General features: G+C 46.2%; 23 protein-coding genes and 1 tRNA gene. 16 read left to right on the forward strand and 8 right to left on the reverse strand.

From position 1 onward, the window contains the following. Window positions 1-99 precede the first annotated feature (99 nt). The 7 genes from PMI05_RS08755 to dnaA all read right to left on the reverse strand — a co-directional run bounded on the left by PMI05_RS08755 (window position 100) and on the right by dnaA (window position 6,711). A tRNA-Ile gene (locus PMI05_RS08755) sits at window positions 100-176 on the reverse strand. A 218-nt stretch (window positions 177-394) separates the two neighbouring features. After that, window positions 395-2,320 (reverse strand): DNA topoisomerase (ATP-hydrolyzing) subunit B, encoded by a 1,926-nt coding sequence (gene gyrB / locus PMI05_RS08760; RefSeq protein ID WP_007720116.1) that lies wholly within the window; start codon window positions 2,318-2,320, stop codon window positions 395-397. Further along, window positions 2,320-2,607 (reverse strand): extracellular matrix regulator RemB, encoded by a 288-nt coding sequence (remB, locus tag PMI05_RS08765; RefSeq protein ID WP_007720118.1) that lies wholly within the window; start codon window positions 2,605-2,607, stop codon window positions 2,320-2,322. The genes gyrB and remB overlap by 1 nt, the downstream gene beginning before the upstream one ends. 12 nt (window positions 2,608-2,619) lie before the next feature. After that, complete coding sequence (gene recF / locus PMI05_RS08770; RefSeq protein WP_007720119.1) at window positions 2,620-3,738, reverse strand: DNA replication/repair protein RecF; 1,119 nt, start codon at window positions 3,736-3,738, stop codon at window positions 2,620-2,622. Window positions 3,739-3,754: 16 nt separating this feature from the next. Beyond that, window positions 3,755-3,970, reverse strand: coding sequence for a S4 domain-containing protein YaaA (gene yaaA / locus PMI05_RS08775; RefSeq protein ID WP_007720120.1), 216 nt, complete (start codon window positions 3,968-3,970; stop codon window positions 3,755-3,757). A 32-nt stretch (window positions 3,971-4,002) separates the two neighbouring features. Continuing rightward, the gene (gene dnaN / locus PMI05_RS08780) at window positions 4,003-5,142 is read right to left on the reverse strand and encodes a DNA polymerase III subunit beta (RefSeq protein WP_007720122.1); all 1,140 of its coding nucleotides are present in this window, start codon (window positions 5,140-5,142) and stop codon (window positions 4,003-4,005) included. Between the two features lie 207 nt (window positions 5,143-5,349). Further along, window positions 5,350-6,711, reverse strand: coding sequence for a chromosomal replication initiator protein DnaA (gene dnaA / locus PMI05_RS08785; protein ID WP_007720124.1), 1,362 nt, complete (start codon window positions 6,709-6,711; stop codon window positions 5,350-5,352). Window positions 6,712-7,295: 584 nt separating this feature from the next. Here dnaA and rpmH point away from each other — a divergent pair. The 16 genes from rpmH to PMI05_RS08865 all read left to right on the forward strand — a co-directional run bounded on the left by rpmH (window position 7,296) and on the right by PMI05_RS08865 (window position 22,401). Next, a complete protein-coding gene (gene rpmH, locus PMI05_RS08790; protein ID WP_007720125.1) occupies window positions 7,296-7,430 on the forward strand; it encodes a 50S ribosomal protein L34 in 135 nt (44 codons plus the stop codon). 158 nt (window positions 7,431-7,588) lie between these two features. Then, window positions 7,589-8,557 carry a nucleotidyltransferase domain-containing protein gene (locus PMI05_RS08795; RefSeq protein ID WP_007720126.1) on the forward strand — a complete coding sequence of 323 codons (969 nt, stop codon included), beginning with the start codon at window positions 7,589-7,591 and terminating at the stop codon, window positions 8,555-8,557. A gap of 141 nt (window positions 8,558-8,698) precedes the next feature. Beyond that, window positions 8,699-9,079, forward strand: a complete 381-nt coding sequence (gene rnpA, locus PMI05_RS08800) for a ribonuclease P protein component (RefSeq protein WP_039960495.1) — start codon at window positions 8,699-8,701, stop codon at window positions 9,077-9,079. 4 nt (window positions 9,080-9,083) lie between these two features. Then, window positions 9,084-9,308 (forward strand): membrane protein insertion efficiency factor YidD, encoded by a 225-nt coding sequence (gene yidD, locus PMI05_RS29890; protein WP_238543271.1) that lies wholly within the window; start codon window positions 9,084-9,086, stop codon window positions 9,306-9,308. Between the two features lie 38 nt (window positions 9,309-9,346). Beyond that, window positions 9,347-10,105, forward strand: coding sequence for a membrane protein insertase YidC (gene yidC / locus PMI05_RS08805; protein WP_007720130.1), 759 nt, complete (start codon window positions 9,347-9,349; stop codon window positions 10,103-10,105). Continuing rightward, window positions 10,102-10,731: an RNA-binding cell elongation regulator Jag/EloR gene (gene jag, locus PMI05_RS08810; RefSeq protein WP_007720132.1), complete on the forward strand. Its 630-nt coding sequence runs from the start codon at window positions 10,102-10,104 to the stop codon at window positions 10,729-10,731. Before yidC ends, jag begins: the two co-directional genes overlap by 4 nt. Window positions 10,732-11,019: 288 nt before the next feature. Further along, window positions 11,020-12,396 carry a tRNA uridine-5-carboxymethylaminomethyl(34) synthesis GTPase MnmE gene (gene mnmE, locus PMI05_RS08815; protein WP_007720133.1) on the forward strand — a complete coding sequence of 459 codons (1,377 nt, stop codon included), beginning with the start codon at window positions 11,020-11,022 and terminating at the stop codon, window positions 12,394-12,396. A 22-nt stretch (window positions 12,397-12,418) separates the two neighbouring features. After that, on the forward strand, window positions 12,419-14,317 hold the full coding sequence (mnmG, locus tag PMI05_RS08820; RefSeq protein WP_007720135.1) for a tRNA uridine-5-carboxymethylaminomethyl(34) synthesis enzyme MnmG: 1,899 nt from the start codon (window positions 12,419-12,421) through the stop codon (window positions 14,315-14,317). An 11-nt stretch (window positions 14,318-14,328) separates the two neighbouring features. After that, the gene (gene rsmG / locus PMI05_RS08825; RefSeq protein ID WP_007720137.1) at window positions 14,329-15,045 is read left to right on the forward strand and encodes a 16S rRNA (guanine(527)-N(7))-methyltransferase RsmG; all 717 of its coding nucleotides are present in this window, start codon (window positions 14,329-14,331) and stop codon (window positions 15,043-15,045) included. A gap of 213 nt (window positions 15,046-15,258) precedes the next feature. After that, window positions 15,259-15,822 (forward strand): MgtC/SapB family protein, encoded by a 564-nt coding sequence (locus PMI05_RS08830; protein ID WP_007720139.1) that lies wholly within the window; start codon window positions 15,259-15,261, stop codon window positions 15,820-15,822. Between the two features lie 637 nt (window positions 15,823-16,459). Continuing rightward, window positions 16,460-17,314 (forward strand): nucleoid occlusion protein, encoded by an 855-nt coding sequence (noc, locus tag PMI05_RS08835; RefSeq protein WP_007720143.1) that lies wholly within the window; start codon window positions 16,460-16,462, stop codon window positions 17,312-17,314. 506 nt (window positions 17,315-17,820) lie between these two features. Next, window positions 17,821-18,579: a ParA family protein gene (locus PMI05_RS08845; protein WP_015894094.1), complete on the forward strand. Its 759-nt coding sequence runs from the start codon at window positions 17,821-17,823 to the stop codon at window positions 18,577-18,579. Beyond that, entirely contained in the window at window positions 18,576-19,421 is an 846-nt protein-coding gene (locus tag PMI05_RS08850) for a ParB/RepB/Spo0J family partition protein (protein ID WP_007720148.1), read from the forward strand. Before PMI05_RS08845 ends, PMI05_RS08850 begins: the two co-directional genes overlap by 4 nt. Before the next feature lie 15 nt (window positions 19,422-19,436). Beyond that, window positions 19,437-20,591 carry an aminotransferase class V-fold PLP-dependent enzyme gene (locus PMI05_RS08855; RefSeq protein ID WP_007720150.1) on the forward strand — a complete coding sequence of 385 codons (1,155 nt, stop codon included), beginning with the start codon at window positions 19,437-19,439 and terminating at the stop codon, window positions 20,589-20,591. A 30-nt stretch (window positions 20,592-20,621) separates the two neighbouring features. Then, entirely contained in the window at window positions 20,622-21,335 is a 714-nt protein-coding gene (locus PMI05_RS08860) for a DUF554 domain-containing protein (RefSeq protein WP_007720154.1), read from the forward strand. 166 nt (window positions 21,336-21,501) lie between these two features. Beyond that, window positions 21,502-22,401 carry a diacylglycerol kinase family protein gene (locus PMI05_RS08865; RefSeq protein WP_007720157.1) on the forward strand — a complete coding sequence of 300 codons (900 nt, stop codon included), beginning with the start codon at window positions 21,502-21,504 and terminating at the stop codon, window positions 22,399-22,401. 90 nt (window positions 22,402-22,491) lie between these two features. Here the strand turns inward: PMI05_RS08865 and yyaC are convergent, their stop codons facing one another. After that, a complete protein-coding gene (gene yyaC / locus PMI05_RS08870; RefSeq protein WP_007720159.1) occupies window positions 22,492-23,097 on the reverse strand; it encodes a spore protease YyaC in 606 nt (201 codons plus the stop codon). Window positions 23,098-23,114: the final 17 nt, after the last annotated feature.

Genomic DNA, 23,114 nt, shown 5'->3' on the forward strand with positions numbered 1-23,114 from the left:
ACCGATGACCTCCTGCTTGCAAGGCAGGCGCTCTCCCAACTGAGCTACAGCCCCATTCTAGCGCTTTCATGACACAGGTTGTCATATCAGCTATGTAAGTGGTGGGCCTAGGCTGACTCGAACAGCCGACCTCACGCTTATCAGGCGTGCGCTCTAACCAACTGAGCTATAGGCCCATAATTATTTCCGGAACTTAAATCTAGCATACTTTTTAATTCATTGCAATAGAATTTTTGATTTTTTTTATTGCGTGAGTGAACTTTTTCTGTGAAACGAACTTACCAAAAGCAAAATCTATTATAAGTCATGTTCATACTATATTTCAAATATGTTTTTATATTTTCATTAAGAAAAAGCTTGCCCGGTAAAGGACAAGCTTTTTCTTCGTTCCAACTTAGATATCAAGATCGCGTACGTTTGCCGCGTATTGCTCAATAAACTCCCTGCGAGGCTCTACTTCGTCTCCCATCAGTGTCTCAAACACCATATCGGCATCCATAGCATCCTCGAGATCTACCTGAAGCAGTGTACGAACTTCTGGGTCCATCGTAGTCTCCCACAATTGATCCGCGTTCATCTCGCCTAGTCCTTTATAGCGTTGGACGTTAGGCTTCGGTTGAGCCTTCAAGGTGGCGAGTACTTGATCACGTTGCTTGTCGGTATAAGCATAATGCAACGTCTTCCCTTGCTTGATGCTGAAAAGAGGCGGCTGCGCAATATAAATATACCCCGCTTCAATCAACTGTTTCATGTAGCGGAAGAAGAACGTCAGCAGAAGCGTACGAATATGCGATCCGTCAACGTCGGCGTCCGTCATAATGACGACTTTGTGGTAGCGTGCCTTTGAAATATCAAAGTCTTCGCCAACACCCGTTCCCAAAGCCGTAATAATGGCACGGATCTCGTTATTCCCGAGAATTTTGTCCAGACGTGCTTTTTCTACGTTCAATACCTTCCCGCGAAGAGGAAGAATGGCTTGGAAATGACGATCGCGTCCCATCTTCGCAGAACCGCCCGCAGAGTCACCCTCTACAATGAACAGTTCAGATTCGGATGCGTCCTTGGAAGAGCAGTCCGCCAGTTTACCCGGCAAAGCACTTACTTCCAGCGCACTCTTGCGACGAGTCATTTCACGTGCTTTACGAGCTGCCTCACGGGCACGAGAAGCCATGAGCGCTTTTTCCACAACTTTTTTGGCTACACCCGGGTTTTCTTCCATGAAGGTGTTAAAACGGTCACCGAAGACTGACTCGGTAATGCTACGCGCTTCCGAGTTGCCCAGCTTCGTTTTTGTTTGTCCTTCGAACTGAGGCTCTTGAATTTTTACGGAGATAATCGCGGTAATGCCTTCGCGCACATCGTCCCCGGAAAGATTCGGATCCTTTTCCTTCAGGAAGTTAAACTTGCGGCTATAGTCGTTGATAACACGGGTAAGAGCTGTTTTAAATCCGGTTTCGTGAGTACCACCCTCATGCGTGTTGATGTTATTGGCAAAAGAGTAGATGTTGCTCACATAGCTGTCGTTGTACTGAAGGGCAACCTCCACGACAAGACCTTCTTTTTCTCCTTCGCAATAAATCACATCGTCATGCAGGGCTTCCCGGTTTTTATTCAAGTATTCTACGAACTGGATGATACCGCCCTCGTAGTGGAAGGATTCTTCCTTCTCATGATCTGGACGCGCATCTTTCAGCGTGATGCGCAATCCTTTGTTAAGGAACGCCAGCTCGCGAATACGTTTTTGCAAAATCTCGTATTCAAATACCGTTGTTTCGGTAAAAATAGTCGGGTCAGGCTTGAAGGTAACTTTTGTTCCCGTCTCTTCGGTCTCGCCCACAACAGCAAGATCGGCATCCGGTGCGCCTACTTTAAAGCGCATGTAGTATACCTGATTATTTTGTTTAACCTCGACTTCCATCCATTCGGATAGCGCGTTCACTACCGAGCTACCTACCCCGTGAAGACCGCCGGACACTTTGTATCCGCCACCGCCGAATTTACCACCGGCGTGCAATACAGTCAAAACGGTTTCAACAGTAGATTTTCCGGTCTTTTCATGAATGCCAGTCGGGATTCCTCGACCGTTATCGGTTACAGATACGGAGTTGTCTGGATGAATGACCACCAAGATCTCGTCGCAATAACCGGCTAACGCCTCGTCAATGGCATTGTCGACAATTTCCCATACCAGGTGATGCAAACCTCGGCTGCTGGTCGACCCGATGTACATGCCGGGACGTTTCCGAACTGCCTCTAACCCTTCCAGTACCTGAATCTGACTCGCATCGTAGTTTGTATCTTTCGTCGTCACTTGATCCACTACTCTGTCAACTCCTCCACTTCAGCTTGTACAAAGGGAAACTGATCCAAGCTGTCCACGAACTGAGCGCGTCGCTTCAGCGTCAGAGAAGAAATAGGTGAACAGTAAATGGCGTTCTGGGTGATTACATAAGACTTCGTTTCTTCCTCGCTATGGTCAACAACCGTCTTACTTTTTTCGAGTAAGAACGCTTTATTGATTTTTGAGGATTTCACAGTCTGATGATCAAGAATGGAAATGACTTCCTTCGTGCTCACCACAGTATCTCCACCAATGTGAATAAACATCCCTGTCTTCCCCTACCTTTCTCCGGAGATTTTCCCTTCCCTCACGTAAAAACGAGAGGCTTGCTGGAGAACCTGATGCTTTAAGCCTTCCACACCTGTGGTACTTACAAACGTCTGTACTCGATCCTGAATGGTTTCGAGCAGCAATGTTTGCCGATGTTCATCCAACTCTGACAAGACATCATCCAACAACAGAACGGGATATTCTCCCACCTCTTCTTTAATCAGCTCAATTTCGGCTAATTTAATGGACAGCGCACTGGTACGTTGCTGTCCCTGGGAACCATACGTTTGCACATCCATGTTGTTCACTTTAAGTGAAAAATCATCACGGTGTGGCCCAATAAGGGTGCTCCCCCGCATGATTTCCCGGTCGCGAACCTCTTCGTAGGCAGCAAGCATTTTATCTACAGCCTGATCTATCGTCATCTCTTCTGTAACGGGAGATGAGTTAACGTAATGCAAAGAAAGTCTTTCCTTGCCATCGGTGATGCCGGTGTGGATTTCCTGTGCCCACGTCTCCAGCTTCCGAATGAACTCAAAACGCTTCCGTAACAATTTTACCGCTAAATCGGCTAATTGGGTATTCCAAATTGCCAGCATTTCCAGCGAGTTACTTTTTTTCATGGCCAAATCCTTTAAAAGCTGATTTCGCTGGGCCAGCACTTTGTTGTAATTGCTCAAATAATAAAGATACGTAGGTGAAACCTGACCGATTTCCATATCGATGAAGCGTCTGCGCTGGGCAGGTGCGCCTTTGACAATGGAAAGATCCTCGGGTGCAAACATGACGACATTCAATGCCCCCACATAGGCACTCAGCTTCTGCTGTTCCATTCCGTTGATTTTGGCCCGCTTTCCCTTGGTTGTCAACTGCAGCTCTAAACGAACAGAACCGTAGCGACGAAGAACATCGCTACGGATCGTGGCATAATCGGCATCCCAGGAAATAAGCTCCTTGTCGCGGGGCGTTCGGTGGGATTTGGCGAGTGCCAAAACATAGATCGATTCGAGAGCATTCGTTTTCCCTTGAGCGTTGTTGCCAATAAACAACTGGATGGGACCGTCAAACGACAGGGACATCGTATCGTAGTTGCGATAATTGGTTAGCGACAGGTTCTTGAGAAACAAGAATCACGCTCTCCTCTCAGGGGCGTACCACTTGATAGCGACCAAAGCCTTCAATCGCCACTTCATCGCCAGGATATAGCTTGCGTCCTCGTCTGTTGTCCAGCTCTCCATTGATCTGGATCGGAACCTCAGCCAAAAAAGCTTTGGCCATTCCCCCCGTGTCAATGATTTCAGCCAACTTCAAAAATTGGCCGAGTGCAATATAGTCTGTGCTAATGGAAACCTCACGCATGGCTTGGCTCCTTTCTTTTACGTAAAAACAAATTAGTACGTACGAACCGGCAAAATCAGATGGAGCATCCAATCATGATCGGTCGGACGAATCACAAATGGACTCATTGGGCCGCTAAAGCTCGCTTTGATTTCCGCGCTATCGATTGCACGCAGCGCATCGATCATGTATTTGGCGTTGAAGGAAATTTTCAATTCTTCGCCATTCATTGCTTTTGGCATCAAAATATCCGTTACTTTCCCGATCTCAGGTGCATTGGACGTAATTTCGACGGTTCCATCAGGCAATGTAACGAGCTTGACTACGTTCGATTTGCCTTCGCGGCTCAACAAGGAAGCACGCTCGATGGATTGCAAAAACTCCTTTGTGCTAACGGTGATCTCCGTTTTGCTTCCTTGTGGAATAATTCTGGTCGTGTCCGGATAGGTTCCTTCCAAGAGACGGGAATAGAACAGGATATGCTTAGACTTCACCAAAATTTGATTGTCCGCAACAACGATATCCGCGAGATTTTGGTCGTCATCTAATATTTTTACCAATTCATTGCAGCTTTTACCCGGAACAACCACGTTATGGAAAGAAAGATCTTCTGGGCATTCGACCATTGCGGTACGGCTAGCCAAGCGATGGCTGTCAGTTGCCACAAAACGCAATTTGCCTTGATCAAGCGACCACATCAAACCGGTCAAGATCGGACGCATTTCGGAAGTAGAGACACCAAAAACAGTCTGGCGAATCATTGCCTTCAGTAAATCACAGGGAACACTGAAGACTTTATCTTCTTCCAGATGCGGTAGCTGTGGATATTCATTGGCATCCATTCCGTTAATGGTGAACTCAGCTTGTCCGGAACGAATTTGGGTTACGAGACGATCATCAACTTGAATATCGATTTCATTGCTTGGCAGCTTGCGCACGATTTCGCTGAAAATACGTGCAGTCAACACAATGCTACCAGGCTGATGTACGGTTACTCCCCATTCTCCGGCTTCTTCCATCGGGATCTGAACTTCAATAGACACATCAGAATCGCTTGCTGTCAGTGTCAAACCTTCATCGTCGGTTTTGATTTTAATCCCGGTCAAAATTGGAATCGTAGTTCTACTAGAAACAGCTTTGCTAACATGCGATACGGCGTTCGACAGCTTTTCACGCTGAACGGTAATATGCATCGACGTGAGCCTCCCTCTCCGGCGCCATTATTTTTGGTTGGAATCTGCATAATGGCTGCGCCTTTATCATAACTTATTAGGATAGATCTTTTTAACAGAAGTAGTAATAGGGCCTGTGGATTTGTGGATATGTGGACTCAACACGTAAAAGAGAGCCTATACACATGTGGGTAAGTTGTGTATAGGCTTTTTGCGTTATGCACAGGTTTAATGGTTTGCTTTTAACTTTTCAATGAGCGACTGAATGGTTGTTTGCATATGAGGGTCATTTGCCAGTGCACGAGAGATTTTCTCATGGGCATGGATGACTGTCGTATGGTCACGGCCGCCAAATTCATCACCGATTTTCGGCAAGGAGGCATCTGTCAGCTCTCTAGAGAGATACATCGCAATCTGACGTGGGAAAGCGACGGTTTTTGTCCGTTTTTTCGCCTTGAAATCTTCTAGTTTCAGGCTGAACGCTTCTCCGACGATTCGTTGGATGTCGATAATGGTAATCACGCGCGGGCGGGAGGAAGGAATAATATCTTTCAATGCTTCCGCTGCCAGCTGCGTGTCGATATCGCGATTAATCAAGGAGGAGTAGGCAACGACACGAATCAGTGCGCCTTCCAGCTCGCGGATGTTGCTGTCGATCTGGTTGGCGATGTACGCCATTACCTCATTAGGGATATCGAGATTTTCTGCTTTCGCCTTTTTGCGCAAAATCGCAATCCGCGTTTCGAGGTCTGGCGGCTGAATATCAGTAATCAGTCCCCATTCGAAGCGTGAGCGGAGGCGATCCTCCAGTGTCGGGATCTCCTTAGGAGGTCGATCGGAGGAGATGATGATTTGTTTGCTTTCTTCATGCAAGGCATTGAACGTATGGAAAAACTCTTCTTGTGTCGATTCTTTGCCTGCCAAAAACTGAATGTCATCAATTAAAAGAACGTCAACACTACGGTATTTATTGCGGAATTCGACGGCTTTGTTGTCACGAATAGAGTTGATGAATTCATTGGTGAATTTCTCAGACGACAAATAGACCACTTTCGCCGATGGGTTGTGCTGAATGACATAATGGCCAATTGCATGCATTAAGTGGGTTTTGCCAAGTCCGACTCCTCCATAAATGAAGAGGGGATTGTAAGCTTTCGCAGGAGCTTCAGCAACCGCAAGCGATGCGGCGTGAGCAAATCGATTCCCTGAGCCGATGACAAACGTGTCAAAGGTGTATTTGGGATTTAAGATACTGGGTGGCTGGTCATCCGCGACTGTTGGCGGTTCGCTCATTTTCACCCGTGGGGCAGGTTGTTCGTCGGCAAAAGCCCCATCAGGATTTTGCATCGCGACGAACTTTACTTTCATATTGATACCCGTCACTTCATATAGTGTATCGGTAATCAGTTGTGCGTACCTGGTTTCTAGCCAATCACGAGCAAAGTCGTTTGGTGCGACGACGATCAGTGCATCCTCTTCTAATGTAGTTGCCTTTGTCGCCTTCAGCCAGGTATCAAAACTGGGTTTGCTTAGCGATTTTTCTATCTTGGCGAGTACTTTGCGCCATAGTTCGCTAATCGCTGCATCCAACCAGAATCCCTCCCTCTGGACCATCCGAAAAATTGATGAAACACCGATCCATAATGATCGAGAAAAAGTGCAAAAACCTGCTATGTCGTGACCTAATTGTCAACACAGCCGTTTGAAGCGACTGTGGATAAAAAAAGTCGAAATATAGGGATTCCGCTCGTAGAAGTGAAAAAAAGCAGACGGTTATCCTCAATCCTGTGAGTAACGACATACACATAGGAAAGAATCTGTCCACAAACTTATCCACACCCTGTGGAAAAACCGATTTACGTATCGGAGTTATTCACGCTTCAAAACAAAAACATAATAACAGATATAAAGCGTGGTATCAATGGTTTTTTCATACTTATCCACAAACACAACTTCTGGTACTCGCCACATATTCACATCCCTATATTTTGTGTACAAGCTGTAGATAAACTTGTCGAAAGCTGTTTTTGTGGATAAAATGATATCCACAGATCTGGGAAATAGTTTTATGGGGATATTTGCCTTGGTAATGAAATTCCACTGTCGCTTGACTTTTTAGGCATATGTTCTTATAATGCAAAAGAATGTCTTTGCAAGACGGAGGTGTATACGTAATGAAACCATCTTTCAATCCTAACAACCGCAAGCGCAAAAAGGATCATGGATTCCGTAAGCGCATGAGCACGAAAAATGGCCGTAAAATTTTGGCTGCTCGTCGTCAAAGAGGTAGAAAAGTTCTTTCCGCTTAGGCCACACTTTCAGTGGCCTTTTTGTTTGTCTATATGTGTCTGAAAATTCGTTCTTATAGAAAGAGGAAGGCTTTCTCCGATGTGGAAACCTTTTGAGGGATAATCGTTACCTAGCTACCGAAAATCCTACTATTTATTGAAGAGACAGGAGGAGGCCGATGGAGCAAAGCAAGGACGTAACCGACTTTTTTGTATCGTTGGCGCGCGAGTTCCTTGATGAATGGCCTCTAGCCAGCTTGGTATGTGCCTATGCTGGTGGATCTGTCGGGAGGGGAGAAGCGGACGCATACAGCGACCTCGATTTACACATCTTTGTGGAGGGAGAAAGAGATCCTTCCTGCGAAAATCGTCTGTTTAAAGGGTATGTGATACAGTTGCAGGTCCAATCTGCTCCTACAGATGAAGAAGTATACGAGAATCCGTGGGCGTGGCGTTACTTAAAAGAAGCAAAGGTTGTTCTAGACCCAGAGGATCGTTTCACTTCATGGATGAATGACATGTGTGCCTATATGGATTCCCCGACTGGAAAAGCGAAAATGTTCGCACAGGCAAAAGCGGAGGTAGATTCGTTCCACGAAGAAGCTCAGGCTGCCTTAATAGAAGGCTTTCCTTACTCCGCTTATTTGGCTGCATGGGCAGGATGGATCGGTGCGCTGCAAATGTGTGCCTTTTTCCAGGGGCATTCATTGAGTGATGCACAGTTGTATCAGTTGGTTCAGAAAGCAAGACGTTCGGATGGTATGGATGGCTTTTTTCAGGAGACATACCGGAGTAATCAAGATGTACAGGATGCACTCATGCCATTGGCGGACTATCGCGCTCATCTACGGTCAATAAATGAGGGGATAGAGTTTGCGCTGGCGGCTGAAAATGATTGGTTAATTAAGAGGAAGGTTCAGAGATTGCAGGAGACAAATCAGCTTGATATGGCCAGGTTTTTATTATTTTCAGAGGCGATCTGGTTATATCATAGCGTCGATTCTGATGAATGGCTGGAGAATCATTGGGCGGATCTGCCTACCAAGATTTCCTTGTCCCTTCCAAAATTGGGATTTTTCCAAGCGGATGATCAATTGCTCTCTGACTTGCGCCATGCCAGTGCAGAAATCATCGCAAAAGTTGGCTGATAGCCTATATTTTTTCGCTGAATTTTTGATTTTGTTCTAAACCGAGTATACTTGGGGGAAAAAAGTGGACGAAACAAGGATATACTGGTAGATGCTGTGTACGTTTTCTACTATAATTGTGATGTTAGGGGTTGTTTACCTTTGCATCGTTCACACCGGCTCAAAAAAAATGAGCAATTCCAAGCTGTGTTTCAACGAGGAAGTTCTGCTGCTAATAAGCAGTTTGTCTTGTATTCAGCAAAGCAAGAGGGACAAGCGGCTTTTCGCGCTGGAATTTCCGTCAGTAAAAAAATTGGCAATGCTGTTGTCCGCAATAGAGTCAAGCGGCTTATACGCGAAGCAGTAGCTCGAATGGAGTCTGATATTCCAGTCGGTCTCGATCTCGTCATCATCGCCCGTCCGGGTGTGGAAGCGATGACGCTTGAAGCCATTGAGCAAACTCTGTTACATGTGATGAAGCGAGCCAAAGTGATCAAACAGGCACCCGTACATAATGGAAAAAGAGATGGAAAAAGAGGGTGAAACGATGATGGTGAAGATCATGGTTTGGTTGATTCGGGGATACCAACTGATGATTTCTCCGTATAAACCACCTTCATGCAGATTTGCGCCCACCTGTTCTCACTACGCCATCGAGTCGATTCGTCGATTTGGAGCGTGGTGGGGAGGCTGGTTGGCCCTTCGTCGCATCTTGAAATGCCATCCGTTCCACCCGGGCGGGTATGATCCAGTCCCGGATCAGCACAAATAAGATTACCTCAATTGAAGCGGGGAAAAGGAGGATCACCCTTGAGTAGACGTACACTCAGCATTCTTATGCTGACTATGCTGGTTCTAGTTTTGTCGGGCTGTAACCCCCAAGCTGCTGCACCAATTGGCCCTGACGCAACCGGCATTTGGGACAAGTATTTTGTCTATCCATTGTCCTGGCTAATTAAAGAGAGCGCATTGATACTCGGAAACAACTACGGTCTGGGTATCCTGGTTGCAACGATTATCATTCGAATCATTGTGCTTCCATTGATGGTCAAGCAAATCAAGAGCTCCAAGAAAATGCAAGAGATTCAACCGGAGATGCAAAAGATCCGTGACAAGTACAAAAATGATCCACAAAAAGCGCAAGCGGAAACAATGGCTATGTTCCAGAAGAGCGGTGTCAATCCGTTGGCTGGATGCTTGCCAATGTTGGTACAAATGCCGATTTTGATCGCTTTCTACCATGCGATCATCCGTACGACCGAAATTAACTCACAAACCTTCTTGTGGTTGACGTTGGGAGAAAAAGACCCGTACTACATCTTGCCAATCATTGCTGCGATTACGACGTACCTGCAGTCCAAGATGATGGGTCAAGCCAATCAAGGAAATCCACAAATGCAAATGATGATCATCATGATGCCACTGATGATTTTGGCGATTGCCGTCACATTGCCATCAGCGCTGTCTCTGTACTGGGTATACGGTAACCTGTTTACCATTGTACAAACTTACTTCCTGTATCGTGATAAAGGTAATATGCCTACTCCTAAGGGGGGAGCCTCCAAGTGAAAAAGGTGGTAGCTACGGCAAAAACGATCGACGATGCTGTGCAAAAAGCTTTGCTGGAATTGGGAGTGCCGCGTGAGCGGGCAACGATCCAAGTTCTAGAGGAACCAAGCAGAGGATTGTTTGGACTGATTGGGGCAAAGGACGCTAAAGTGCAAGTAGAATTTCACTTTGATCCGGTTGCACAGGGACGTGACTTTCTTCAAGACGTTTTGTCGAACATGAAGGTGAATGCCAAAGTGGAGACGCGTACAAATGAAGAGGGCATGCTGTTTGACATCCAGGGAACCAATCTGGGAATCATTATTGGCCGCAGGGGGCAAACTCTTGATTCATTACAGTATCTCGTAAACGTCGTAGCGAACCGTCATGCGGACAAACATGTACGTATCACTCTGGATGCCGAAAATTACAGGCTGCGTCGCAAGGAAACATTGGAGCAGCTCGCAGATCGTGTGGCGAAAAAAGCGTTATCGACCAAACGGGATGTACGTCTGGAACCAATGTCTGCTGCTGAACGGAAAGTAATCCACGCCTTCTTGCAAAAGAGAGCGGATGTGGTTACCTTCAGTGAAGGAGACGAGCCAAATCGTTATATCGTGATTGCACCGAAAGAAGCCTCTCGCTAGGCTTCTTTTTTTTGCCTGAATTTAAGTGAGCAAGCGACGACATTTTGAACAATCTCTTCAAAAAGTTGTCCACTGTGGATAATTGACCAAATGGTTGAGGATTTGCGAAAATGATTATACTGTGGATAACCAAAATGGACAGCAACCTTGGAGAAAGGGTTGCTATTTCCTATTGGGTGTTTAGCCAGATGGATTGGCTGCACTTTCTTTTGGAATTTTTCTAGACGATCTGTTATGCTAGTAAGTTAGTGGCTGACTTGTAAGAGTGGAAAGCTTGAGGTGAACAGCATGAAATTCGATACAATAGCGGCGGTCGCAACACCGATGGGTGAAGGCGGTATTGCCGTGATCCGAGTAAGCGGTACGGAAGCAATCGAAGTTGTGGATAAGATATATAAAGGAAAGCAGCGGTTGTCCACTGTGGACAGCCATACGATCCATTATGGGCACTTGTATGAGCCAAACACAGGTGAACGAGTGGAAGAGGTACTGGTTTCCGTAATGAAGGCTCCCCGTACATTTACGAGGGAGGATGTAGTTGAGGTAAATTGTCACGGAGGAATCGTTTCCGTTGAAAAGGTTCTGGAGTTAATCTTGGATAATGGAGCAAGATTGGCGGAGCCGGGGGAGTTCACAAAGCGTGCGTTCTTAAACGGACGTGTCGATTTGTCTCAGGCCGAGGCCGTCATTGATTTGATCCGGGCGAAAACAGACAGAGCGATGAAGGTCGCATTGAATCAAGTAGAAGGGAAGCTGTCCAGGCTCATTCGGCAGCTGCGCCAAAACTTAATTGAAGCGATGGCCCATATAGAAGTAACACTGGACTATCCAGAGCATGACGTTGAGGAGTTTACACAAAATTTCTTGCGAGGAAAGTGCCTGGAGGTTAAAAGTGAAATCCAACGACTGTTGCAGACCGCACAGCAAGGAAAAATTTTGCGTGAAGGCTTGTCGACCGCGATTATTGGACGTCCAAATGTAGGGAAATCCTCTCTATTAAATAGTCTGGTCCAAGAGGAAAAGGCGATTGTGACTGACGTTGCGGGAACGACACGCGATGTCATCGAAGAGTATGTCAATGTGCGCGGGGTTCCTTTGCGACTCATCGATACCGCAGGAATTCGCGATACAGAGGACATCGTGGAGAAAATCGGGGTAGAGAAGTCCAGACAGCTGTTGCAAAAGGCTGACCTCGTGTTGCTCGTGATCAACTACAACGAGCCTCTCTCCGCTGATGATTACGCGATTTTTGAAGCGGCAAAAGGGTTCCATGTGATTGTGATTATTAATAAATTCGACTTGCCGCAAAAAGTGGATTTGGAAGAGATCAAGCGTCATTTCCCTCAGCAGCCGTTGATTATGACGTCTGCGCGTGAGGAGACGGGGATCGATCTTCTGGAGCAGGCTATTGGGGAGATTTTCTTCAGTGGCCGTGTGCAGCAGGATGACCTGACCTACGTGAGTAACGCCAGACATATTCAACTGCTTCGTCAGGCAGAACGAGCCATAGATGAAGCGCTGGGTGGAATCGATGATTTAATGCCAGTAGACATGATTCAGATCGACATTAAAAAGTCGTGGGAGCTGCTTGGAGAAGTCATCGGAGAAAGCGTCGGCGAAGATTTGATTGATCAGATTTTCTCCCAGTTCTGTCTGGGTAAGTGATAGAGGAAGAGGAGGACAAAAAATGAACGTTGTACCTGCATATGAAGCGGGCTCGTTTGACGTCATTGTCATTGGTGCGGGTCATGCCGGTGCGGAAGCGGCATTGGCGGCTGCGCGTATGGGCTGCAGTACATTACTGTTGACGATCAACCTGGATGCTGTGGCGTACATGCCATGTAATCCTTCCGTAGGTGGTCCTGCAAAAGGACACGTTGTACGCGAATTGGACGCGCTTGGTGGAGAGATGGGACGCAATACCGACAAAACCCATATCCAAATGCGGATGCTGAATACAGGTAAAGGACCTGCTGTGCATGCCTTGCGCGCACAAGCAGACAAATTTGCGTATCAGCATGAAATGAAGAAAACGATTGAAAATACTCCGAATTTGATCCTGCGTCAAGCGATGGTGGAAGAGCTGATCGTGAACGATGGAGTCTGTGAAGGGGTTATTACGCAAACTGGGGCGCGATACATGGCCAAATCCGTTGTATTGACGACCGGAACCTATTTGCGCGGAAAGATCATCCTCGGAGATCTCCAATACGAAAGTGGACCGAACAACATGCGTCCGTCCATTCGTCTGGCACATCATTTGAAGGAACTCGGTTTTGAAATGACACGCTTCAAGACGGGGACGCCTCCACGTGTTCATAGCAGCAGTGTGGATTTCTCCAAAATGGAGATTCAGCCTGGTGATCCGGTACCGCGCGCTTTTTCTTATGAAACAACGGAATTTATTATGGACCAGCTTCCTTGCTGGCTGACATATACAAATGAAGAAACGCATGGACTCATTAATAACAATCTGCATCGAGCACCTATGTATTCGGGAATGATCGAAGGAACGGGTCCGCGTTATTGCCCTTCGATTGAAGATAAAGTAGTTCGTTTTAACGATAAGCCGCGTCACCAAATTTTCTTGGAGCCAGAAGGACGCAATACCGAAGAAATGTATGTACAGGGCTTGTCGACCAGCTTACCGGAAGATGTTCAGCTTTCCATGCTGCGCTCCATGGCTGGAATGGAAGAAGTCAAAATGATGCGCCCTGGCTATGCGATTGAGTATGATTCGATCGTGCCGACGCAGCTCTGGCCTTCTTTGGAAACCAAAACCTTGCCTGGCTTGTTCACAGCAGGACAAATCAATGGTACCTCTGGCTATGAAGAAGCAGCGGGTCAAGGTCTCATGGCAGGGATTAACGCAGCACGCCGCGTTCAAGAGAAACCACCAGTTATTTTGGGACGAGAAGAAGCCTACATCGGTGTCTTGATTGACGACCTTGTTACTAAAGGAACGCATGAGCCTTATCGTTTGCTTACTTCTCGTGCAGAATATCGCTTGTTGTTGCGTCATGACAATGCGGACTTGCGCCTGACGGATATCGGCCGCGAAATTGGTCTGATTAGCGAAGAGCGCTACAATCGATTTAATCAAAAACGCGAGCTGATCGAGCAAGAAAAAGAACGTGTGGCAAACACGCGCGTACGCCCTGAAATGGCACATGTCCAAGAGGTTTTGCGCAACGCAGGCTCTCCTGAACTGACAGATGTCATCGAGCTGGCTCAATTGCTGCGTCGTCCGGAAATCAACTACAGCCACATTGCTCAAATGGTCCCTGCACCAGAAGCACTGCCAGAGGATGTGACCGAACAGGTTGAAATCCAGATTAAATACGATGGCTACATCAAAAAGTCATTGCAACAAGTAGAGCGGATGAAAAAAATGGAGGAGCGCCGCATCCCAACGGATATTGACTACCACCAAATCTCCGGTTTGTCCAAGGAATCCCGCGACAATATGACCAAAATTCGTCCGTTGAATATCGGGCAGGCGGCTCGTATCGCAGGAGTTACTCCAGCAGACATTTCGGTGTTGATGGTATATCTGGAGTACAAACGCGTGGGAGTAGCCGAGTAAGGAGAAGAGCTATGACGAAAGAACAGTTTGCCGAGGTACTTGCAGCCCAGGGGATTTCTTTGACGGATCGTCAGAAGGAGCAGTTTGATCATTTTTTCCGCCTGCTGGTGGAATGGAATGAGAAGATGAACCTGACCGGGATTACCGAAGAGGGGCAAGTGTACAACAAGCATTTTTATGATTCGATTACGCCGGCTTTTTACTTCCCATTTGACCAGGTGCAATCAGTGGTAGATATCGGTGGGGGCGCAGGCTTTCCGAGCATTCCTTTGAAAATTTGCTTCCCACATCTGAAAATGACGATCATTGATTCCCTGAACAAGCGTATGAGCTTTTTGCAGCATGTAGCACAGGAACTGGGTCTGGAGAACGTGAATCCGGTACATGGGCGTGCTGAGGATCGTGGGCAAGAAGCGGTTTATCGGGAAAAATTTGATCTCGTAGTAGCACGTGCTGTTGCGAGACTCAATCTGTTATCGGAGTTCTGCCTTCCTTTTGCCAAAGTTGGAGGACACTTCGTCGCTCTCAAGGGAGCAGAGATTACTCCAGAGCTTGCTGAAGCGAAAAAGGCAATCAAGACGCTTGGTGGAAAGACGAGAAAGGTCGAGACATTTCAGCTTCTAGAGGAAGCGGGAGAGCGTAACATCGTCATCATGGAAAAAATAGAAGCGACACCGAAAAGCTATCCGCGCAAGGCAGGAGTTCCTGCGAAAAAGCCATTAGTGTAGGAGTCAGTCATAAGAGAGGGTCGTAGCCACGTGCTGCGGCCTTTTTTTCGTATTGAAAGTTTAAGTGAAACTGCCCGTTCCTGATGAAATGGAAAGTATGCCTCAAAAGTAGTCTCTCAGGTTTGCTTCTTGGATCATGGAGTCTACAACTCGGCATATACATAGTACTAGCTCCTTCGAAAGAATGACATCGTATGAGAGGGTGATTAGACTATGCAAGCAGCAGTACTTTCCTCCTTTTTCCCGTCAGAACTCCCGACCATATTGCTTCGGCTCTTTCTTGCTTTTCTAGCAGGTGCCATCATGGGATGGGAGCGAGAGAGATTTATAAAGGATGTGAGTAGGCAAAGAGGCGCTGGTTTTCGAACGTATAGTCTCGTTTGTTTTGGTTCGTGTCTTTTTGGACTAGCCTCTATTTACGGTTTTTCTTCGAGTGGCGTAAATCATGATCCGGGGAGGGTGGCTGCACAAGTCGTGACGGGAATGGGATTTTTGGGAGCCGGAGCTATTATTAAATTCAATGGTACGGTAAAAGGCCTGACGACGGCAGCAGGGATGTGGGTTGCTTCAGCCATTGGTCTGATGTTCAGTGCAGGGATGTATGTCGCTGCGATCGTTGCCGCGATTTTTTCGTACCTGACGTTAGACTTTCATAGACTTTTTCCTCGCTTGTTTTCTGTCACCAAGATTTCACATTCTACTGATGAGAGCATTGGAAGTGATGAGAGGCCAAAGCACCGTGACGATCACGATTTTTATGAAGAAGATCACGATTGATGTTTCACGTGAAACGTTTTTCGTTAGCAGGAATTGGACGAATCTTGCAGAATTACATATATATAAATGAACCTGAAGAAAGTGTGTAGGGAAAGAAGATTAGGTCAAAGGCAATTTTACAAACCGACCGGATGGGCAAGAAGAGTCTGTTAAGCAGTATGTACTATAGGGCTTGTGAAGCCTTTTTAAAAGAAGATGCATGCTGTCTTTAACGATGTAAGAGGAGGACCTATGTTAAAAGAGTAGGACTAAACTCACTTACGACGCCAATATGCCATTTTTCCTTAGCAGCAACACTCAAAGAACATATTCAATCTGTCATATCCGCACAATGGATGGGCAGGGGATACAAAATGTTTCTAGGAAGATTCTGTCGTTGATTGGACAGGACCTTTTTCAGTTTCTAGGACGTATTCAAAAAGTTGTCTTTTCAGCACGAAGAAAGCGGCGAGAAGCTGAAGAAGGAGGAGCGGAATGTAGAGTAGCTACATGAGCGCCCAGCTTTCGAAGGTGAATGCTAGTTTCGTTGTTGCACAATCTTTCAGGATTACTTCGTGATCAAAAATGACTTTCTGAACACCTTTTCAAAGACTTTAAAATAGCACGGATGGAACGGGTAGAAGTGGGGGATTTTTCTATGGCAGTTAAAGATTCATTTTCTCGGATTTTTGGCTTGACGGACAAGACAGATAACGAAGAAATCAAACAAATACCAGTTGAGGACATTGTACCGAATCCTTATCAACCTCGTACTGTATTTGATGACGAGAAAATTGATGAGTTGTGTCAAACGATACGAACTCATGGGCTCATTCAACCGATTGTCGTGCGGGTTCGCGATGGTCGTTATGAATTGATTGCTGGGGAACGACGTTTGCGTGCAACTAGAAAATTGGGCATGGAGAGGATTCCTGCGATTGTCAAAGAGTTTAATGACTCGCAAACAGCCTCTATCGCATTGATTGAGAATTTGCAACGAGAAGGTTTGACAGCCATTGAAGAGGCAGTCGCATATCAAAAGCTGATTGATTTGCACAATTTGACGCAAGAGAGTCTTGCTCAACGTTTAGGCAAAGGACAATCGACAATCGCAAACAAACTGCGCTTGCTCCATTTACCGCAAGAAATTCAAAATGCCTTGTTGTCTAGACAAGTAACAGAGCGTCATGCAAGGGCTCTGATTCCGTTAAAAGATCCAGAATTACAAAATAAGGTCCTGCTGGAGATCTTGGAGCGGGAATGGAATGTGAAACAGACGGAAGTGCGCGTGAAGCAGATTCTAGAATTGGCTGAGAACCCTAAATCGGAAAAAGATGCGAAGCCTCGCTGGAAAGCATTTTCAAGAGATACGCGGATTGCAATTAATACAGTTCGACAATCGATCGATATGGTGATCCAGACAGGCCTACCTGTAGAGACAGCGGAAGAAGATCATGATGAATTCTATCAATTCACCATTCGTATTCCGAAAAACAAGGAAACAGGAAAATAAATGTGATGGTAACAAAAAAGGGCGACAAGGTCGCCTTTCTTTTTGGGCAAATGCTGATTATTTATAGGAAAATGAGACTTTCGGTAGTATTTAATTTCCAAAAATATGCATTTTCCACAAAAAAGCCAGGAAAATCGGCATTTTCGGGACAAAAATCAGGCTTTTTTGTCTCACTCTCTAAAAAAACAGCGTACGACTAAGCTGCAAATCTGATAACATGGAAGGTACCAACCTGTGCATACTTGCAGGTTTACTCGATAATAAATGAGGATAACTTAGCAGAGATTTTTTCGTCTTATCATGTACAGCCATGTAAAGGTTACTGAATGGCAGTGAACGAAGGAAATTGTATAAAAGATCATCGTTTTACAAGAATACGAGCAAATCGTAAATAGACTCGAATGACTAACTAGATGAGGATACAGAAGATGACTTTGAAAGACGTACTGGAGAGTGTAATGGTCAAGCCACAAGCTTTCCTACACGACAAAAAAGAGGTGGAGAAGTTGGGAAAAATCATTGCGGTTGCGAACCAGAAAGGCGGCGTCGGGAAAACGACTACGTCCGTCAATCTAAGTGCATGTTTGGCCGCATTGGGGAAAAAGGTGCTGCTGGTTGATATTGATCCACAAGGAAATGCAACCAGTGGGATCGGGGTAAATAAGGCAGATGTTAAGTACTGCATTTATGATGTCCTGATCAATGATATCAACCCCGTCGATGCGACTTTGCCAACTGAAATTGAAGGATTAATGATCATTCCTGCCACCATTCAATTGGCAGGTGCAGAAATCGAGCTGGTTCCTACGATTTCTCGTGAGGTTCGTCTAAAAAAGGCGCTGGAAGTAGTCAAAGACAAGTACGATTACGTCATCATCGATTGCCCGCCATCCTTAGGGATTTTGACCGTTAATTCTTTAACAGCATCTGATTCCGTCTTAATTCCAATCCAGTGTGAATACTATGCGCTAGAGGGATTAAGCCAACTGTTGAACACCATTCGTTTGGTCCAAAAACATTTGAATTCACAGCTTGCTATCGAAGGTGTCGTGCTGACGATGCTCGATGCACGTACGAATCTCGGTTTACAAGTGATTGAAGAAGTGAAAAAGTATTTTCAGGACAAAGTATACAAGACAATTATTCCTCGAAATGTTCGCTTGAGTGAAGCACCGTCACACGGACAAGCCATCATTACGTACGATCCACGCTCACGAGGAGCGGAAGTCTATACTGATTTGGCGAAGGAAGTGGTAGGGGTATGAGTAGAGGATTGGGAAAAGGGCTGAATGCACTTATTACTTCCAATCTCATCGAAGAAGGGGAACAGGTAAAAGAGGTTTCCATCAATGAGATTCGTCCTAACCCTTATCAGCCCCGGAAAGAATTCGAACAATCAGCTATCGAAGAACTAGCACAGTCGATCAAAGAGCATGGGATCATCCAACCGCTCATTGTTCGGAAAAGCATCAAAGGCTATGAGCTGGTAGCTGGGGAAAGACGATTGCGTGCTGCAAAAGTAGCGGGGTTAAAAGAGGTTCCGGTAGTAGTAAAGGCGTACACAGATCAGCAATTAATGGAGATTGCCCTGATTGAGAACTTGCAACGGGAAAATCTGAATCCACTCGAAGAGGCTGAGGCTTATGACAAGCTGATTTCTCACCATGATTATACGCAAGAACAGCTTGCACAAAAGATAGGGAAGAGTCGACCGCATGTAGCCAACATGCTGCGTTTGCTGCAACTGCCAGAGAAGATCCGAAAAATGGTCTCGGCAGCCGAACTATCCATGGGACATTCGCGTGCTTTGCTTGGGGTAACGGATAAGAAAGTACAACAACAGCTTGCAAATGACGTGGTGGAAAAAGGATTGAGTGTTCGTCAGCTGGAAGAGATTGTGAAGCAGCTCAATGTTTCACGTGAAACAAAAAAGAAAAAGCCAGCGAAAAATGAGCCAGTTTTGATCGAGATGGAGGAACGGCTACGCAGTCGTTTTGGAACATCGGTCAAGATTAAAAAAGGATCGAAGCGCGGCAAGATCGAAATTGACTTCTATTCACAGGAAGATTTAGAGCGAATCATCGAGATGTTGAACACAGAGAAGTAAGTCCAGGAGGTAGTCATGGCGATCATCTATTTGGATAATGCAGCTTCTACATGGCCGAAACCACCAGCAGTCAAAGAAATGATGGCGGAGGTCATCGAGGATTTTGCTGCAAATCCTGGCCGAGGTGGACATGCACTGGCGATGAAAGCGAGTAAAGCTGTGTTTCGGACACGGGTGCAAGTGTCGCGGTTGTTTGGGATTCAAAACCCGAATAACCTCTTTTTTTATCTCAATGCCACTCAAGCGCTTAATCAGGCGATAAAAGGGTTCTTACAAGCAGGCGATCATGTTATTTCTTCGTCTGTTGAGCATAATTCGGTAAGACGTCCCATCGAGTTCATGCGCAAAAACAACCAAGTAGAAGCTACTTTTGTAGAGCCAAGAGAAGACCATCAATTCTATGTAGAGGATTTTGCCAAGGCAATTACGCCCTCAACGCGGTTAATCGTTGTGAGCCATGCTTCCAACCTGACAGGTGTCATCCTGCCTGTTGCCGAACTGGGGAAACTGGCAAAAGAGCGCGGAATTGCGTTTTTGGTGGATGCTTCTCAGTCTGCTGGTGTTTTGCCTATTGATGTAGAGGCAATGAATATTGATATGCTTGCTTTTCCTGGGCACAAAGGGCTGTATGGTCCACAAGGTACAGGTGGTTTGTACGTGAGTAGTGATATTGATCTTGAGCCCTTGATTCATGGGGGGACAGGCAGTCAGTCTGAAGCGATCGATCAACCGACAACTCGTCCAGACAGATACGAAAGCGGGACACTCAATACGGTTGGTTTGGCAGGGCTGCAAGCAGGCGTTGATTTTGTCATGGAAAAAGGTGTGGACAACATTTGTCAGCATGAATGGGAATTGGTGAAACAAACGATCCTTGGATTGCAGCAAATCGAGGGTGTACATGTCTACGGACCGGGGATTGAGATCGAACGTGTGGGTGTGGTTGCTTTTAATATCGGAGAGGTGGATGCAGCTGAGGTATCGTTTATCCTGGATCAACAATACGGGATTGCGACCAGATCGGGTTTTCATTGCACGCCATTGGGTCACCAGACTGCCGGTACAGAACAACGTGGAGCGGTTCGAGCCAGCTTTGGAATTTTCAACTCAGAGAAAGATGTAGAAGCGCTTCATAACGCTGTTCGGGAAATAGCAGCAGCGTTTGTGTAAGGGTAAGGCATCTGTAGGGGGACAGCGCAAGTGATCTTGCTGGGAACATTGGTCAACGCCGGAGCAATCATCTTAGGGGCATTGTTAGGCAGAATGTTGAAGCGAATTCCGGAGTCGATGCGACAAACCGTCATGCAAGGAATTGCTCTGGCCGTATTCGTATTGGGCATTAAAATGTGCCTGGGTTCGGATAACTTTTTACTTGTGATTATCAGTATTGTGCTAGGAACAGTACTAGGTGAATGGATTGGGATTGAAAAAGGCCTAAACAATCTGGGGCACTGGCTGGAGAGGAAAGTCGGGGGGAGCCAAGGCAGTATCGCCACTGGTTTTATCACGGGGACGTTGGTGTACTGTATTGGTGCCATGGCTGTACTCGGTTCATTGGACAGTGGTTTGCGTAACAACCACGAAGTACTGTTTATGAAAGCAATGCTAGATGGATTCTCTGCGATCATTTTCGCATCAACGCTAGGAATCGGTGTCATCTTTTCGGCAGTGCCCGTGTTTTTATATCAAGGCATGATTGCGTTATTATCTACGAGCATTTACAGTGTGGTGAGCGAAACGATGCTGGATGCCATCCTGGTAGAAGTAACGGCGGTAGGTGGCTTGATGATTATTGCCATTGGGTTAAACGTTTTGGAGATCAAACAAATAAGGGTAGCCAACATGATGCCAGCATTAGTGATCGCAGCAGTCGGAGTTCCCTTTATCGATTGGGTTTCAAAGCTGTTTTCATAGTTGGCATAAAGGCTCTTCCTTCGGGAGGAGTCTTTTTTATGAAAAATCAACTATCATCGATAAAAATAGCATGCGATAATATGATACAAAAACTTGATTTGCGAGCAAGTATGGATAAGTAGGACGGGACAGTACAGTACGACAGCATGTTGGGGAGAGAATGATTATGTTGGGTGTAATCGTCAATCCTGTATCAGGTAATGGCACAGGGTTGAAAGTATGGAGGCAAATTGAGCCGACGCTACGACGTCTAGGAGCGCCTTTTCATGTCAGGTTGACATCAGGAGAGGGGGACGCCGAAAAATTATCAAAAGAGCTGATCCAAAAAGAGGGAGTAAATAAAATCATTGCTGTCGGAGGGGATGGAACGGTCCGAGGCGTGATAAACGGGATATACGAATCGAACCAAGATTGTCGATTTGGAATGGTACCGGCTGGTTCCGGGAATGATTTCGCTCGCGGACATGGAATTCCGATGAAACCGTTACAGGCATTAGAGCGAATTCTGTCGGAAAAAGGGGAAAAGAGAATCGATCTGATTTTATTGAATGGAAAAGTAGCTGTGAATTCAATCGGGGCCGGATTCGATGCACAGGTAGCAAAGATAACGGATCAAGCTGTGTACAAAGCTTGGCTGAATCGGTACCAGCTAGGAGCACTCGCCTACATTATATCGGTGATTCGCGTCGTATGTACGTATCAGCCACGTGACATCGTACTGAACGTTGATGGTCATGAGGTTCGTTTAGAGGCTGTCTGGCTAGTTGTCGCTGCCAATATTCCGAATTACGGAGGCGGAATGCTAATCTGTCCCGATGCTATACCGGACGATGGCATTGCGGACATTTGCGTAGTAAGTGGTATGAGTCGACTCGGATTGTTAGCTGCTTTTCCGAAAATATTCACAGGAGCTCACCGTCATCATCCGGGTGTCCGTTTTTATAGGGGCAAGCAGGTAACGTTACAAGCAGCAGGACAGCTGCCTGTCCACGCAGATGGAGAAAGCGTAGCGCCAACGCCGATCAGTGCTCAAGTGATCGAAAAGCGCCTGACGATTTTTGTGTAAAAAAAATAGACCTGTCATCCGTTGAGGGAGAGAACAGATCGAAAAGCAAGTTTTCCAAAGAGGGATGGAACCTTTTGCAGGGAAAAACGGTCAATCATATAAGACACTATCGAATCGACTAGGCGTAGAAGCCAGTGTTACGGCTTTTGCCAGTCCGGAAGCTATGATATCTGCCATGTTCATTACGATGGAGAGGCGGGTATTTTGAAGGACAAAATACTCCATGAATCCTCCTACGTTGACAATCCCGGTAATGTGGAAGGAACCAACAGGAGGCAGCTCTTTTTTTACACCAGCGCCTGGTTTTAGTGGACCATTAATTACATTGATGTTTCCGACGTGGCTAAATTGACCTAAACAGGCATCAACTGCAATGAGTGTAGCTGTCGGATGATTCGCATGGATGAGTTCTAATTTTTCCTTGAGATTCATGGCGTGTACAGGGTCCTCAAGCGTTCCGTACACTTGCAAAAAACGAGGTGACTGTGCGATGAGCTTGGTTCCTACTAATGGGCCTAGAGCATCACCAGTAGAACGGTCTGTCCCAATACATACAATGACAAGGTCGTCATCGAACCGATTTAAGCGAAAGCGCTGTGCAAGGTGACCGGCGAGATGCTCGTCTGCGTTTTCACTGCGGTATTCCACTTTAAAAGGTGGCAAAGAATAATCCTTGCGATTATCGGATGTACTCATGGAAACCCCCACTCTTG

This window comes from Brevibacillus sp. BC25, from assembly GCF_000282075.1.
Lineage (GTDB): Bacteria > Bacillota > Bacilli > Brevibacillales > Brevibacillaceae > Brevibacillus.

Bases quoted from the DNA above. Each gene is read 5' to 3' on its own strand.
- remB (WP_007720118.1), bottom strand. From the start codon at position 2,607: ATGTTTATTCACATTGGTGGAGATACTGTGGTGAGCACGAAGGAAGTC.
- yaaA (WP_007720120.1), bottom strand. From the start codon at position 3,970: ATGCGTGAGGTTTCCATTAGCACAGACTATATTGCACTCGGCCAATTT.
- dnaN (WP_007720122.1), bottom strand. From the start codon at position 5,142: ATGCATATTACCGTTCAGCGTGAAAAGCTGTCGAACGCCGTATCGCAT.
- rpmH (WP_007720125.1), top strand. From the start codon at position 7,296: ATGAAACCATCTTTCAATCCTAACAACCGCAAGCGCAAAAAGGATCAT.
- PMI05_RS08795 (WP_007720126.1), top strand. From the start codon at position 7,589: ATGGAGCAAAGCAAGGACGTAACCGACTTTTTTGTATCGTTGGCGCGC.
- yidD (WP_238543271.1), top strand. From the start codon at position 9,084: ATGATGGTGAAGATCATGGTTTGGTTGATTCGGGGATACCAACTGATG.
- mnmE (WP_007720133.1), top strand. From the start codon at position 11,020: ATGAAATTCGATACAATAGCGGCGGTCGCAACACCGATGGGTGAAGGC.
- mnmG (WP_007720135.1), top strand. From the start codon at position 12,419: ATGAACGTTGTACCTGCATATGAAGCGGGCTCGTTTGACGTCATTGTC.
- rsmG (WP_007720137.1), top strand. From the start codon at position 14,329: ATGACGAAAGAACAGTTTGCCGAGGTACTTGCAGCCCAGGGGATTTCT.
- PMI05_RS08830 (WP_007720139.1), top strand. From the start codon at position 15,259: ATGCAAGCAGCAGTACTTTCCTCCTTTTTCCCGTCAGAACTCCCGACC.
- noc (WP_007720143.1), top strand. From the start codon at position 16,460: ATGGCAGTTAAAGATTCATTTTCTCGGATTTTTGGCTTGACGGACAAG.
- PMI05_RS08850 (WP_007720148.1), top strand. From the start codon at position 18,576: ATGAGTAGAGGATTGGGAAAAGGGCTGAATGCACTTATTACTTCCAAT.
- PMI05_RS08855 (WP_007720150.1), top strand. From the start codon at position 19,437: ATGGCGATCATCTATTTGGATAATGCAGCTTCTACATGGCCGAAACCA.
- PMI05_RS08865 (WP_007720157.1), top strand. From the start codon at position 21,502: ATGTTGGGTGTAATCGTCAATCCTGTATCAGGTAATGGCACAGGGTTG.
- yyaC (WP_007720159.1), bottom strand. From the start codon at position 23,097: ATGAGTACATCCGATAATCGCAAGGATTATTCTTTGCCACCTTTTAAA.